At 64.9% G+C, this 13,184-nt stretch carries 12 protein-coding genes and 1 tRNA gene; 6 read left to right on the top strand and 7 right to left on the bottom strand.

Annotated features, from left to right (window positions below):
* Nucleotides 1-553: 553 nt before the first annotated feature.
* Nucleotides 554-629 (bottom strand) — tRNA-Ala (locus IRZ12_RS09950).
* 162 nt (nucleotides 630-791) lie between these two features.
* Here IRZ12_RS09950 and IRZ12_RS09945 point away from each other — a divergent pair.
* Nucleotides 792-2,015, top strand: a complete 1,224-nt coding sequence (locus IRZ12_RS09945) for an MFS transporter (RefSeq protein ID WP_296467902.1) — start codon at nucleotides 792-794, stop codon at nucleotides 2,013-2,015.
* Between the two features lie 142 nt (nucleotides 2,016-2,157).
* On the opposite strand, the gene cadR is transcribed toward IRZ12_RS09945, so the two are convergent.
* Nucleotides 2,158-2,610, bottom strand: coding sequence for a Cd(II)/Pb(II)-responsive transcriptional regulator (gene cadR, locus IRZ12_RS09940; RefSeq protein WP_296467899.1), 453 nt, complete (start codon nucleotides 2,608-2,610; stop codon nucleotides 2,158-2,160).
* 251 nt (nucleotides 2,611-2,861) lie between these two features.
* Here cadR and IRZ12_RS09935 point away from each other — a divergent pair, with 251 nt between their 5' ends.
* Nucleotides 2,862-4,928 (top strand): heavy metal translocating P-type ATPase, encoded by a 2,067-nt coding sequence (locus tag IRZ12_RS09935; RefSeq protein ID WP_296467896.1) that lies wholly within the window; start codon nucleotides 2,862-2,864, stop codon nucleotides 4,926-4,928.
* Nucleotides 4,929-4,942: 14 nt separating this feature from the next.
* Here the strand turns inward: IRZ12_RS09935 and yaaA are convergent, their stop codons facing one another.
* Entirely contained in the window at nucleotides 4,943-5,716 is a 774-nt protein-coding gene (yaaA, locus tag IRZ12_RS09930) for a peroxide stress protein YaaA (protein WP_296467894.1), read from the bottom strand.
* An 18-nt stretch (nucleotides 5,717-5,734) separates the two neighbouring features.
* Between yaaA and IRZ12_RS09925 the strand changes: the two genes are divergently transcribed.
* The 4 genes from IRZ12_RS09925 (at nucleotide 5,735) to IRZ12_RS09910 (ending at nucleotide 8,989) form a co-directional block, all read left to right on the top strand.
* The gene (locus IRZ12_RS09925; RefSeq protein ID WP_296467892.1) at nucleotides 5,735-6,148 is read left to right on the top strand and encodes a YchJ family metal-binding protein; all 414 of its coding nucleotides are present in this window, start codon (nucleotides 5,735-5,737) and stop codon (nucleotides 6,146-6,148) included.
* A gap of 65 nt (nucleotides 6,149-6,213) precedes the next feature.
* Nucleotides 6,214-7,083 carry an alpha/beta hydrolase gene (locus IRZ12_RS09920; protein WP_296467890.1) on the top strand — a complete coding sequence of 290 codons (870 nt, stop codon included), beginning with the start codon at nucleotides 6,214-6,216 and terminating at the stop codon, nucleotides 7,081-7,083.
* Between the two features lie 180 nt (nucleotides 7,084-7,263).
* Entirely contained in the window at nucleotides 7,264-7,989 is a 726-nt protein-coding gene (locus tag IRZ12_RS09915; protein ID WP_296467887.1) for an enoyl-CoA hydratase/isomerase family protein, read from the top strand.
* Nucleotides 7,990-8,035: 46 nt separating this feature from the next.
* The gene (locus tag IRZ12_RS09910; protein WP_296467885.1) at nucleotides 8,036-8,989 is read left to right on the top strand and encodes a nitronate monooxygenase; all 954 of its coding nucleotides are present in this window, start codon (nucleotides 8,036-8,038) and stop codon (nucleotides 8,987-8,989) included.
* 71 nt (nucleotides 8,990-9,060) lie between these two features.
* Here the strand turns inward: IRZ12_RS09910 and IRZ12_RS09905 are convergent, their stop codons facing one another.
* Genes IRZ12_RS09905 through IRZ12_RS09890 form a run of 4 tightly spaced genes read right to left on the bottom strand, consistent with a single transcriptional unit; the run spans nucleotide 9,061 to nucleotide 13,121 of the window.
* Nucleotides 9,061-10,188, bottom strand: a complete 1,128-nt coding sequence (locus IRZ12_RS09905) for a mandelate racemase/muconate lactonizing enzyme family protein (RefSeq protein WP_296467883.1) — start codon at nucleotides 10,186-10,188, stop codon at nucleotides 9,061-9,063.
* Nucleotides 10,185-11,150 carry a tripartite tricarboxylate transporter substrate binding protein gene (locus IRZ12_RS09900; protein WP_296467881.1) on the bottom strand — a complete coding sequence of 322 codons (966 nt, stop codon included), beginning with the start codon at nucleotides 11,148-11,150 and terminating at the stop codon, nucleotides 10,185-10,187. The genes IRZ12_RS09905 and IRZ12_RS09900 overlap by 4 nt, the downstream gene beginning before the upstream one ends.
* 43 nt (nucleotides 11,151-11,193) lie before the next feature.
* Nucleotides 11,194-12,393 carry a CaiB/BaiF CoA-transferase family protein gene (locus IRZ12_RS09895; RefSeq protein WP_296467879.1) on the bottom strand — a complete coding sequence of 400 codons (1,200 nt, stop codon included), beginning with the start codon at nucleotides 12,391-12,393 and terminating at the stop codon, nucleotides 11,194-11,196.
* Nucleotides 12,390-13,121, bottom strand: a complete 732-nt coding sequence (locus IRZ12_RS09890) for an enoyl-CoA hydratase/isomerase family protein (RefSeq protein ID WP_296467877.1) — start codon at nucleotides 13,119-13,121, stop codon at nucleotides 12,390-12,392. Before IRZ12_RS09890 ends, IRZ12_RS09895 begins: the two co-directional genes overlap by 4 nt.
* Nucleotides 13,122-13,184 lie beyond the last annotated feature (63 nt).

Here is a 13,184-nt window from a genome sequence, read left to right as displayed (position 1 = left end):
GAACTGGAAAGTGCCGCACAGGACGGAGGGGAGGCGGCGTTCGCGTGGGGAAGGATGGACAAGCGAAAAAAGCTCGCCGTGAGGAACTGAAAACGGAAGAAACCGGGAGGCAAAGCCGGGTATTGTTTTTTCTGGCTCTGTGCGGTTCGCCCCCCGGCAAACGGGGCAATGCTACGGTTGGTTCAACTCCTGCTTATTCTCCCTCGCCTTTCTTGCCTCATCGTAATGGGACTTCACGGCGAAAAACATGCACGTAAACAACACGATGAGTTTGAACGCACCAAAGACTGCGGGAACCCAAAAATCCATCATTTCCTCACTGCAGCCTGGACAGCTGCATCGATCGCCGGCGGGCCAGGCAAGACAAACACAAACCGGTAGACAGCGGCGTGCTATCGACAGGCGTTAGGCAAACTCCGGTCTTTTCCGCGCCTCATTCGAGGAAATTGCCGCGCGGCACCTGGGGGCTCGCATCAAACGCGGAAATGAAAAAACCGACCTATTGGTCGGTTTTCTCGCCGCACCGGCAAACCCAACGCGGCTTCTTGAATCTTGGTGGAGCGGAGGAGGATCGAACTCCCGACCTTCGCATTGCGAACGCGACGCTCTCCCAGCTGAGCTACCGCCCCAAGAAAAAGGTAGGCCAAAACTATACCGTATTTTTTCGATGCACGCCAACGCGCTGCGCACACGCGCCCGGCCGTACCATGCGAAGCGTGTAGACTTATGAGCCCGCAGTTCCGGCCAATCTCGCGGCCTGGCAACCGGCGACACATCGTAGGCCCAGTTGCTTGAATTCCGAACCATCCTCGTTTGCGCCGCGCGCACTTTGGAAGATCCGCGCGATCGTCACGTTGTCGCTCATGACCGGCGTCATGGGCAGCACCATCCCTACGCCGCTTTACCCGATCTACCAGGCGCAATTGCATTTGCCCTCTTTCACGACCACGGCGATCTTCTTCGCCTACGTCGTGGGCGTGCTCGGCGCGCTGCTGATAGGTGGAAAACTCACGGATCGCATACGCGATCGTCGCAAGCTGATGATCCCGGCGCTGGCGATTGCAGCCGCAGGCGCGATACTGCTCGCCTCGGCCCATAGCCTCGCCACGCTATTGGCCGGGCGCCTGCTTGCCGGGCTCGGCACCGGCGCCTTGACAGGCGCCGCCAACACCACGCTGATAGAAATCGAACCGCCCCAGCACAAGCAACGGGCCGCGTTGTTAGGCACCGCCGCGTTCACTGCAGGTGGCATTCTCGGACCGATTCTGAGCGGATTGGCGCTGCAAAACGACTTCTACCCGCTGGTCGCGCCTTTCGTCGCGATCGTCTCGCTGGCCCTCGTCTCCGCCTACGGCTTGTGGCGCGTACCGCTGGCTTCCGCCGCGTCGGCCGCCCCGGCGCGATCTATCCAACCTGGCCAGCCGGCGCAGTCCCGGCCAATCCCCAGGCGACGCGTCGTCCAGCTCATGTTGCTGAGTTGCCTCACGCTGTCCATGCTCTGGGGCGTCGGCTCGACACTGATGGCGATGGGGCCATCCCTCGGGGAGAAGTTGCTCGGCATCCACGACTATGCCGTGAGCGGCTATGCCAGCTCCATCATGTCGGCTTGCGCCGGCGCGGCGCAATTCTTGAGCCAGCGCATGCCCAGCTCTTCCGCGTTCCGGCGCGGCCATGTGCTCTTTGCGTGCGGTCTGGCCTGCGCCATCGCCTCACTGCTGGGCACGCTACCCTGGCTAATGGGCATTGCCGTGCTAGTCGCCGGCCTGGGGTTCGGCGCCGCGTTCATCGGAGCAGCCGGAGTCGTCAACCAGATCGCCCCGCCGCACCGGCGCGGCCTGATGGTCTCGCTGTTCTACGTCGCCGGCTACGTCGGGAACGCCTGGACCATGGCAACCGGCGCCATGACCGACCACTTCGGGCCCCTGCCCGCCGCGATGACGCTGCTGGTCACCGCCACCATCGCGTCGGCCGGCTTCGTGGTGGCATCTCGCAAATTACTGCCGGCACGCGCCTGACTGCCGGTTTGTCCCCAGTTACCCACGCAGAGTGTGGACAACTGCGTGGACAGCCTTGGGACTACCCAAAAAAAACCTTTCCCGACAACGACTTAGAATGGACGATGAAAGATTGGGCACCGCTGCTTCCGCCCGGCGCCCGTCAACCATGCGTCGGCCCCAATAGCCCGTGCTTATGCTCCACGGTCCGACGGGCGGGCTCGGGCGATGCCGAGAGCCCCTGCAAGATGCCGCAGTCCTTCGCAGAAAGATTCCCGCGGCACTGGCTGCGCAGCGCCTTGAGCGTCTTCTGCAGCGCCTTGAGTTCGGCGATCCGGGTCGCGACGTGCTCGATATGTTCGTCCAGCAGCGCGTTGATCTCGGCGCAGTTGTCGGCAGGCGAGTCACAGGCGTGCAAGAGGCGCCGGATTTCGCCCAGCGTCATGTCCAGCGCCCGGCAATTGCGCACCAATTGCAGCCGCTCCACGTGCGGCTCGCCGTAAACGCGATAATTGCCGGCCGTCCGCCCCGGAGGCGGAAGCAATCCCTCGCGCTCGTAATAGCGGATCGTCTCGACGGGCGTATTCGTGCGCGCTGCCAGTTCGCCTATCTTCATCGAACCCCCTGGCGGTTTCCGTCCGTCTAGCTTACGCCATTGGCACTGCGCATGCATGCCGAGGCATGGCCGCTTGACCCTGTACCCGCTACAGGGTTTCCAATGACTGCAACGATTGCTGGAGTCCATGGATGTCGGAATCTTGTCCCCAGTGCCAAGGCGACCGCCACGCCGCCCCTGCGGGGGCCGGCCGCGCGCCGTCCGTCGACGCGAGCCGTCCTTTAAGGGAATCCCTGTTCAGGATCGAGCAAATGGACTGCCCGACCGAAGAGCGACTGTTGCGCAAGGCCCTCGAGTCGCTGCACGGCGTGCATACGCTCTCCTTCGACCTCATCCAGCGCACGCTGAAGGTCGGACACGTGCTGGACGACCCGCGGCCCATCATGGCGGCCATCGCCGGGTTGAACATGTCACCGGTACTGCTCGAAGACGGTAGCCCAGCCGCCGCAGGCGAACCGGCCACACAGCGCCCCCCCTGGATCAGGATGGGCCTGGCGGGGCTCTGCGCGATCGGCGCCGAAGCATGGGCGTATGCCTCCGGCAGCGACGATTCGCTTCCGGTCATCGCGATCGCACTGGCCGCCATCCTCCTCGGTGGCATCCCCACGCTGCGCAAGGGCTGGCTGGCGCTCAGGCACTTTACGCTCAACATCAACCTGCTCATGACGGTAGCGGTGATCGGCGCCGCATTGATCGGCCAGTGGCCAGAGGCGGCCATGGTGCTCTGGCTGTTCGGCTTGGCCGAGATGATCGAGGCCCTGAGCCTGACCCACGCGCGCAACGCGATCCGCAGCCTTACGGCGCTCGCGCCCGAACAAGGCCTGGTAAAGCAGGGCGACGGAGCCTGGCGGGAGTCTCCGGCCCGTCTCATACCCGTTGGCGCCGAGGTGCGCGCGCGACCGGGCGAACGCATCGTGTTGGACGGCATCGTGCTGCGCGGCGCCTCCAGCGTCGATCAATCCGCCATCACCGGGGAAAGCATGCCGGTGGACAAGCAGGTGGGCGACACGCTCTACGCGGGCACCATCAATCAGGAGGGTGTGCTGGAGTACCGCGTCACGGCAAGCGCCGGCCACTCCATGCTGGACCGGATCGCCCAGACCATCCAGGAAGCGCAGGGCAAGCGCGCGCCTACACAGCGTTTCATCGACCAATTCGCACGCATCTATACGCCCGCCGTCTTCGCGGTCGCCCTCGTGGTGGCCTTCTCCGGCCCGCTCGCTTTCGGCATGACCTGGCTGGACTCGATCTACCGCGCCCTGGTCCTGCTCGTCATCGCCTGCCCGTGCGCGTTAGTCATTTCCACGCCGGTCACCGTCGTCAGCGGGCTGACGGCAGCCGCCAAGCGCGGCATCCTGATCAAGGGAGGGCTCTATCTCGAACAAGGCCGGCGCCTGCGCTGGCTGGCGCTGGACAAGACCGGCACGCTCACCCATGGCAAACCTGTGCTGACGGACGTCGTGCCGCTCGCTGCCACACCCATGACCACCGCGCTGGCATTGCAACTGGCGGCCAGCCTCGATGCCTTGTCATCTCATCCCATCGCGCACGCGATCGTCTCTGCCCACCATGGCGAACTACTGCCCGTCACAGACTTCGCCTCGAGACCCGGCCTCGGCGTCACCGGCCGTATAGCCGGCAAGGCATACGGCCTAGGCAACCTGCGATTGGCTCACGAGCTGGGGGCCGTGGACGCCATGCTGGAAACGACGATGAAAACCCTGGAGCGCCAGGGCAAGACGACCGTCATTTTGTGCGAGGAAAGCGTGGCCGTCGCAGTGCTCGCCGTAGCCGATACGGCGCGCGAGACCAGCCGCGCGGCGTTGGCAGACTTGCGCCGGCTCAACGTGGAGCCGGTCATGCTTTCGGGCGACAACGCCGACACGGTTCGTGCCGTGGCTGACGACCTGGGCATCGAACATGCTCGCGGCGAACTGCTTCCGCAGGACAAGCTCGTCGCCGTCGAGGAGCTCGCGATGAAAGGCCCGGTGGGCATGGTAGGCGATGGCGTGAATGACGCACCGGCGCTCGCACGCGCCGACATCGGCTTTGCCATGGGCGCGGCCGGAGCGGACACGGCCATCGAAACCGCGGACGTCGCCCTCATGCACGACGACTTGCGCAAGCTTCCCGAATTCATCCGCCTCTCCCGGCGCACCGGGAGCGTGCTGCGTCAGAACATCGCCTTCGCCCTGGCGGTCAAGTTCGCCTTCTTCGCCCTGACGTTCACCGGCGACGCCACCTTGTGGATGGCCGTATTCGCCGACGCTGGAGCGAGCTTGCTGGTCGTGTTCAACGGGCTTCGGCTGCTGCGCTGAACCGCGCAGCAAGCCTACGCGGCACGGCGCCGGAACACGAGCTTGTCGGCCGACGACGCCGCGGCATCGTAGGCATAGCCTTCAGAATCGAAGCCCTGCAAGCCTTCCGGCTTGGCAATGCGGTGCTCGATGGCATAGCGGGCCATCAGGCCGCGTGCACGCTTGGCGTGGAAGCTGATGACTTTATAAGCCCCGCCCTTCCAATCCTCAAACACGCACTGAATCACGCGGGCCTTCAGGACTTTGCGGTCCACGACCTTGAAGTATTCCTCGGAGGCCAGGTTCACCACGACGGGCTGCTTGTCGCCCTCCTGCCGCTGGTTCAGGTAGTCAGAAATCGTGGTGCCCCAGTACTCGTAGAGATTCTTGCCCTTGGACGTCTCCAGGCGCGTGCCCATTTCCAGGCGATACGGCTGCATCAGGTCGAGCGGACGAAGCGCGCCATACAGTCCGCTCAGGATCACCACGTGCTCCTGCGCCCATTCGAGCTGTTTGGCCGTCAAGCTACCGGCCTGCAGCCCCTCGTACACGTCGCCATTGAAGGCCAGCACGGCCTGCTTGGAATTTTCGGCCGTAAACTTGGGCGTCCATTTGGCATAGCGCGCCACGTTGAGCTCGGCCAATGCAGGACTCAGGTCCATGAGCGCGGCGATGTCTTTGGCCGACTTGGCCTTGAGCACGGAAATTAGTTGCTCGGCCTGCTCCACGAACAGGGGCTGGGTGGCGGTCTCGACGTGCGCAGGGGTGTCATAGTCCAGCTTCTTGGCGGGAGAGAGAAGAAACAACATGGCAGGGTATCGGAGCGAATGAAACCAGCCGTTAATGTAGAACAAATGTGCCCTTGCGGCCTGGGGCAGCCCTACCCCGCGTGCTGCGGCCGCTGGCACGGTGGCACGATGCGCCTGCAGGCGCCCGACGCACCAACGTTGATGCGATCCCGCTACAGCGCCTATGTGCTCGGCCTGCACGACTACCTGTTGGAAACCTGGCATCCGTCCACCCGGCCGCCCATGCTGGACGCCGACCCGCCGGGGCTCAAATGGCTGGGGCTGGAAATCCGCCGCAGCATCGAACACGACGCGGGCCACGCCACCGTGGAGTTCGTCGCCCGCAGCAAACTGGCCGGGCGGGCGCACCGCCTGCACGAGATCAGCCGATTCGTGCGTGAAAACGGACGTTGGTACTACCTCGACGGCACCTTCCCCGAGCAGAGTGGTTAAACTTGCAACCGGCCTTCGAGGCCGCATCTTCCGGCCGATCCCGGCCCAGACGCCAAATTCGAATCATGCCTGTCCACCCCCTGCACGACCATCCTGCCTTCACGCCCGCATTTTGCGAAAGCGAATACAACAACCTCGCCCGCATCCCCGACCACGCCAGCTACACCGCCCGCTGGGCCGCCGACGGCGCCCTGGCCCGGCGCGTGCAAAGCGCCCAGCTCGGCTTGCGCTATGGCGATGCGCCGGCGGAAACGCTCGATTTTTTCCCGTCGCGTCGACTCGGCGCCCCGCTGCTCGTATTCATCCACGGCGGCTACTGGCGCGCACTCGGCAAGTCGGATTTTTCGTGGATCGCGCCCGCCTACGTCGCCCGCGGCGCTGCCGTCGCCATCCTGGATTATGGGCTTGCTCCGGCCACCCCGATCGAAGAAATCGTGCGGCAAATGCTGCGAGCCCACGCCTGGCTGTACCGCCACGCCGGCGAACTGGGCTTCGATGCACGCCGCATCGTCACGAGCGGTCACTCCGCGGGCGGCCATCTCACCGCGATGATGGTGGGCGCACGCTGGCAGGAATGGGCCCCCGACCTGCCCGCCGACCTCATATCGGCCGGGCTGGCCCTCAGCGGCTTGTATGACCTCGAGCCGGTCGCAATGGCGCCGTTCCTGGCCAACCTTGGGCTGACGCCCGAACAGGTGGCCAAGCTCTCGCCTGCGTATTTCACCCCGGAGCGTAAGACGCAAATGGTGGCGGCCGTGGGCGCGTCGGAAACCAACGAGTTCCGGCGCCAGACGGGCCTGATCGCCGCCTGCTGGCCGCGCAATGTCTCGCGTACGCTGGAGCTGCCTAACTGCCACCACCTGGACATCTGCGATCGACTCTCGACCCCCGGAGACCCGCTCTTCGAAACAGCCTGCGAGCTGCTCGGCATCTAGGCAAGCGGCAAATTGCCGGACGCCGCCTGCTGGAGCCAGGGCATGCGGCGAACCCGCTGGAGCATTCCAGCCGAGACGAGCCAGCTTTGCCCCTGCCCTCCAAGGCACCTCGGCCATAAAGTTGACAAAGTTAACTATTTAGTTTAATTTATCAACTAATTTGACGAGAAAGGCTTTCCCATGGTCGACGAAAATGCCCTGCTGGCCGAACGCCGCGGCCATGTCCTGCTGCTGACGCTGAACCGCCACCATAAGCGCAATGCGCTGGATACCGCCATGATGCGCGGACTGATCCAAGCATTGCGCGACGCCGATGCCGACGCCGACATCCACTGCGTGGTGATCGGGGCGCGTGGCACATGCTTTTGCGCCGGCGCGGACCTGGAAGAACTCCGCGCCATCCCGCGCGACCGCGCCGACCTGCTCCGGGCACGTGCCGACTTGCTGGTGGAGATCAACACCATCGTCGCCCGTATCAGCACCCCAGTCATCGCCGCCGTCAACGGTCCTGCGGTCGGGGCCGGCGCCGGGCTGTCGCTGGGGTGCGACTTGGTCGTCGCCTCGCCTGCCGCGCGATTCAGCTACCCCGAAGTCAAGCATGGCATCTCGGCCGGCGTCCTGATCCCCAACCTCATCCGGCAGGTCGGCCCCAAGCCCGCATTCGAATTGATCGCAACAGGAGACCCGATCAGCGCCGAGCGTGCCTACGAGCTCGGCATGATCAACAAAATCGTTCCGGCCGAGGAGCTGGATGCCGCCGCCCTCGCCCTGGCCGAGCGGTTGGCGCAGTTCGCCCCTGCCGGCCTGAGGGCGTCCAAGCAGGCGTTCCAGCAAGCTTACGATATGACCATGCAAGACGCCGTGCGGGCCGCGCGCGACGTCAACGACCGGATCCGCGCCTCGTAAGGACGACGCGCGCTCAAGAATCGCATCCATTTCCTCATTTCCGACCATGCTTTCCACTCGACTGACCAAACTCCTCGGCATTCGCCACCCCATCATCCAGGGCGGCATGAGCTGGGCTTCGTCCAACGCCGAGCTGGCGCTGGCCGTATCGCGTGCGGGAGGGCTGGGGGTCATCGCCGCCGGCCCGATGTATCCGGACGATTTGCGGGAAGCCATCGCCAAGGTCCGGGCCAATACCGACCAGCCCTTCGCGGTCAACGTCCCGCTCTATAACAAGCGGTCCGCGGAGTACCTGGACATCGTCCTCGAAATGGGCGTACCCATCCTCATCGCATCGCAAGGGGGGCCCAAGGCTCACATCGCCCGCTTCAAAGATGCCGGCGTCACCTGGATCCACGTCACGGCCAATCCGGTCCACGCCAAGAAAGCCGAAGATGCCGGCGTGGACGCGGTCATCGCCGTAGGAGGCGAGGCAGGCGGCCACCCCGGGCCGGATGAAGTCGGCACCGTGGTCCTGGTGCGCGCCACGGTCAAGGCGGTGTCAGTGCCGGTCGTGGGCGCCGGCGGCATCGCCGACGGGGCCGGCATCGCTGCCATGCTGGCACTGGGCGCGAGCGGCGCCCAGCTCGGTACGCGATTCATGCTCACGCCGGAGGCGGGCCTGCATGCCGCCTACAAAGAAATGGTGCTGAAAGCCGGCATCGGCGACACGGCCATCGTCGGCCGCGGACGCTCGCCCATCCGCATGGTGAAGAACGCGTTCTCCGCCGAGTACGAGGCTGCGGTGGCCGCAGGCGCCAGCGATGAAGAGTTGAACGCCCTTTTCGCCCGCAGCTCGCTGCGGCAGGCGGCCAAAGACGGCGACATCGAGCAAGGCAAGGTCGAGGCGGGACAATGCGCCGGCCTGATCGATACGCTGGAGCCGGCGGGAGAACTCGTGGAGCGCCTGGTACGCGAAACGGAAGCTGCCCTGGCCGAAGCCGGATCCTGCGTCCGCTGAATCTTCGCCGGCACCCCGGCTACCGCGGCGTGCCGCACATCATCGTTGCGGCACGCCGCGCGCTGGCAGGATCAGGCCACGGAAGACGGAGCATACGTCACGCCCGTTCCGACGCCATCAGGAACGGTCAATGCGCCTGCCTCCACCTCCAGGCCTGCAAAGGGATCGTCCAGCAGATGGTCGAACTCGGCCAGCTCGGCTCCCGCATGAATGTTGCCCGCCACGCTAGCCAGGTGCGTGCCCTGGGCAGCCAACAGGCGGGGGCCGAAGATCGCGCCGAACCGATACCCGACGCCCGCCGCTTCGCAGATGCGGACTGCGGTCAGCGTATTCCGGATGCCCCCGAAATAGTGCATCTTGAGGTTGTACGAGTCGGCGGCCCCCATGCCGATCAGGCGTACCAGGCCGGACAGCCCGCCGATGGCTTCGTCCGCCTCGATGGGCAATACGCCCGCTGCGCGCACCTGGCGCAATCCGTCGATATCGTCTGCCGGCACCGGCTGCTCCATCAGGACGACACCCAACGGCCGCAACCCGCCACACACGCGAATGGCATCGTCGGCCCGATACGCCTGGTTGGCATCCACGGTCAACGTGACTGAGTCGCCCAGCCGCTCGCGCACGGCGCGGACCCGTGCGACATCCAGGTCCGGCTCGCCGCTGAGCTTGAGCTTGAGATAGCGATAGCCCTGTCCGGCCAGCTTGGCCGACTGCGCCGCCATCTCTTCTGGCGACTTGATCGACACGAGGCGCGACACCTCGACCTTGTCCCGCACCTTGCCGCCCAGCAGCATGTGCAATGGCAGGCCAAGCATGCGCGCCTGCAAGTCATAAATGGCACACACGAACCCCGACAGCGCGCAAACCTCCGCCCCGGCGGCCGCCTCCAGGCGCCGGTGGAGCGTCTCCAGGCTAAAAGCGTCCTGGCCGAGTGCTTCGCGCCGGAGCGCCTCCAGTGCCGGCTCGATACGGGCGGTATCAGGCTTGAAAATGGGCGTTCCCAGCACGTGCCCATAGCCCACCTGGCCGTTGCGCGCGGCCAGGGCTACGATCCAGCCGTCCACGTGGGTGATGACACCCCGCGCGAAGCGCCAGGTCGGATCGTCCTGGCGCTGCGAGCACGGGATGATGTCCACGCGGTCTATCGTGGCGTCCCCGCCGCGGCGAACGGCGGGGGCAATGGCGGCGTTCGTCATCATTGCAATTTGAGGTTGGCGGCTTTGATGAGGTCCTTGGTGCGCGTCGCATCCTCCAACACGAAACGCGTGGTTTCTTCCGGAGTGAGCGTCGCCAGTTCGGTGCCCTGTGCCTCCATTTGCTTGCGATATTCAGGTTTCTGGGCCACGACGTTGAGCGCCGCGTTGAGCTTGTTGATGATCTCGGCAGGCGTTCCTTTGGGAGCAGCCACCGTGTACCACGAGGCAGACTCGGCGCCTCCCAGGCCGACCTCCGCGAAGGTCGGCACGTCAGGCAACAGGGGCGAGCGCGACTTCGAAGCGTAGGCCAGCGCCCTCAGCTTGCCAGCCTTGACGTAGGGAAGTTCTCCCGACAGATTCATGACGCCCACCTGCAGGCGACCTGCCACCAGATCGGTGATGGCCGGCGCGGCGCCGCCGTACGGCACGTGAACCATGTCGATCGCCGCGGCCTGCTTGATCAGTTCCCCCCCCAGGTGGGGCGAGGTGCCGGTACCCGAGGAGCCGTAGTTCAGCTTGCCGGGCTGGCTCTTGGCGAGCGCGATGAATTCTTTGACATTATTGGCCTTGACGGACGGATGGACCACCAGCAGGTTCGGTTGGTTGGCCGCCAGGCCGATGAAGGCAAAGTCCTTGATACCGTCGTACGGAACGGGTTGGATCAGCGGCGTCACGATGTGCGCGGCCGCCGTACCGAACAACAGGGTGTAGCCGTCAGGCTCGGCGCGCGCCACGTGAGCCGCGCCGATCGTGGCGCCCGCGCCGGCCTTGTTCTCGATTACCACCTGCTGGCCCAGCTCGGCCGACAATTCCTTGGCCAAATTGCGCGCCACCAGGTCGGCGGGCCCGCCGGCCGCGTACGGATTGACTAGTACGATCGGCTTGCTGGGATACGCCTGGGCGTTTACTCCCGAGGCAGCCAATGCCAGGGCTGCCGCCAACAACGACTTCTTGAACAGTGTCATGGATGTCTCCTGATTAAGCCATGTTCCGGGCACTTGCCGCCCGCTAGATGGCATTCCTTTCCCGCAACGCTTGGATTTCTTCGGGCCCCAGTCCCAGCCTCTCAGCCAGGACCTCCTCCGTATGCTCGCCCAGCAGGGGCGGTCGCCCCAGGCTGGGGTCCTCGAAGCCTTGAAACTTGAACGGCACCGGCAGTGCATTGAATTTGCCGATGAGCGGATGCTCGAACTCCCGCACCATCCCGCGCGCCAGGACGTGCTCGTTGCTGAGGACTTCGTCCACGCTCAGGATGGGGCCGGCAGGTATCTTCGCTTCGTCGCAGAGGCGGCAGAATTCGTCGCGGTCGAAGCGAGCGATCGCCGCCGACAGGCCTGCCATCACCTCTTCGCGACGATTGACCCGGTCAATGTTCTTGGCGAGCGAGGGGTCATTGGCCCATTCGTGCAGGCCGAGCAGTTCACACAAGGGTTTCCAGTGCTGGTCGCTGCCCGTGACCTGTACCCATTTGTCGTCCCGGCAGCGGAATGCCGCCGACGGGACCCTACCCGGGTGCTCGGTACCCAGCCGCGGAGGCACTTCCCCCAAGGCGAAATACCGCGCCGCCGCCAGCGACAGCAACCCCACCTGGCCGTCGAGCATGGAGAAATCCACGTGGCAGCCCTTGCCTGTTGCCTGCCGTCCCATCAGCGATGACAGGATGGCGATCGCAACCCACAAACCGGATGTCAGGTCCGCCACGGGTAGGCCGGGCTTGACCGGTCCGCCGCCCCGCTCCCCGGTCAGGCTCATGATGCCTCCCATGGCCTGGAAGACGGTGTCATACCCTTTGCGCGGGGCGTACGGGCCCGTCATGCCGAACCCTGTGCAGGAGACGTAAACCAAGCGCGGGTTTTCCCTGGAGAGGCTGGCGTAATCCAGGCCGTAGCGCTTGAGCGTCCCTACGGGGAAATTCTCGAGCACGACGTCGGCCTGCGCGCTCAAGCGGCGAATCAGGTCCTGCCCCTCCTGGCTGCGCAAATTGACGGTGATGGACTTCTTGCTGCGGTTGAACGCCATGTAATAGGCAGACTCCTCACCGCCCTCGCCCTGCACCTTGGGCTCGAAGCTGCGGGTCTCGTCGCCGCTGCCGGGCTGTTCGACCTTGATGACCGTCGCGCCGAGCTCCGCCAATATCATGGTGGCGAAGGGGCACGCCAGGACCCGGGACAAATCCAGGATGGTGATGTTTTCCAGCGGACGAGTCATTTCGCGGCCTTGCGGAAACCCCGCATGATGACGTTGACGTCCCGCCCGGCGGCCAGCCCTTCCTCCAGCGTGAGCTCGGCCACCCGGTGGAACAGGCGCTTGGTGGTGCCCATCGCGATCGGGCTCCAGCTAGCCAATTTTTCTGCCATTTCCAGCGCGACGTCGAGCACCTTGTCCTCGGGAGCGACGCGGTTCGCCAACCCAAGCTCCAGCGCCCGGGCGCCGTTGATGGGTTCGCCCATGGTCAGCAGTTCGAAGGCGTGCTTGCGCCCCAGCTGGCGCACGAGGTTGGACATCACCACCGCGGCGACGATGCCATGCTTGAGCTCAGGATAGCCGAAGCGTACGTTCTCGGCCATCACCGTCAAGTCGCACGCGATGGCCAAGCCGGCGCCGCCGCCCAGGGCATTGCCACGTACGGCAGCCACGACGGGCTTGGACATCCGGGAAAAAACCATATGGAGGTTCGTCGTCAGGTCGGCACGGGCATTGACCGCGTGCGGATCCTCGGGCACCAGGGTGCTGAATTCCGACGTGTCGGCGCCGGCGCAGAACGACTTGCCGGCACCGGTCAACACGACGGCGTTGACGCCGGCATCGGCATCGGCCTGCCGAAGGGCGTCCAGCAGCGCCTGCGTCAGGGGGGTATTCAGGGCGTTGTGCTTCTCCGGCCGGTTCATCGTCAGGACACGGACGGCGCCGCGGTTTTCTATCAGGAGTTCGCTCATGCTCTCGTGCTCGCGGTTATCCAATATAGTTGATTTTATATACTATTTAATTGACAACTTCAA

This window comes from Pigmentiphaga sp., from assembly GCF_019689535.1.
Taxonomy (GTDB): domain Bacteria; phylum Pseudomonadota; class Gammaproteobacteria; order Burkholderiales; family Burkholderiaceae_B; genus Pigmentiphaga.
Note: the sequence above shows the minus strand (reverse complement) of the source record. Positions and strands in the feature narration are given on the sequence as shown.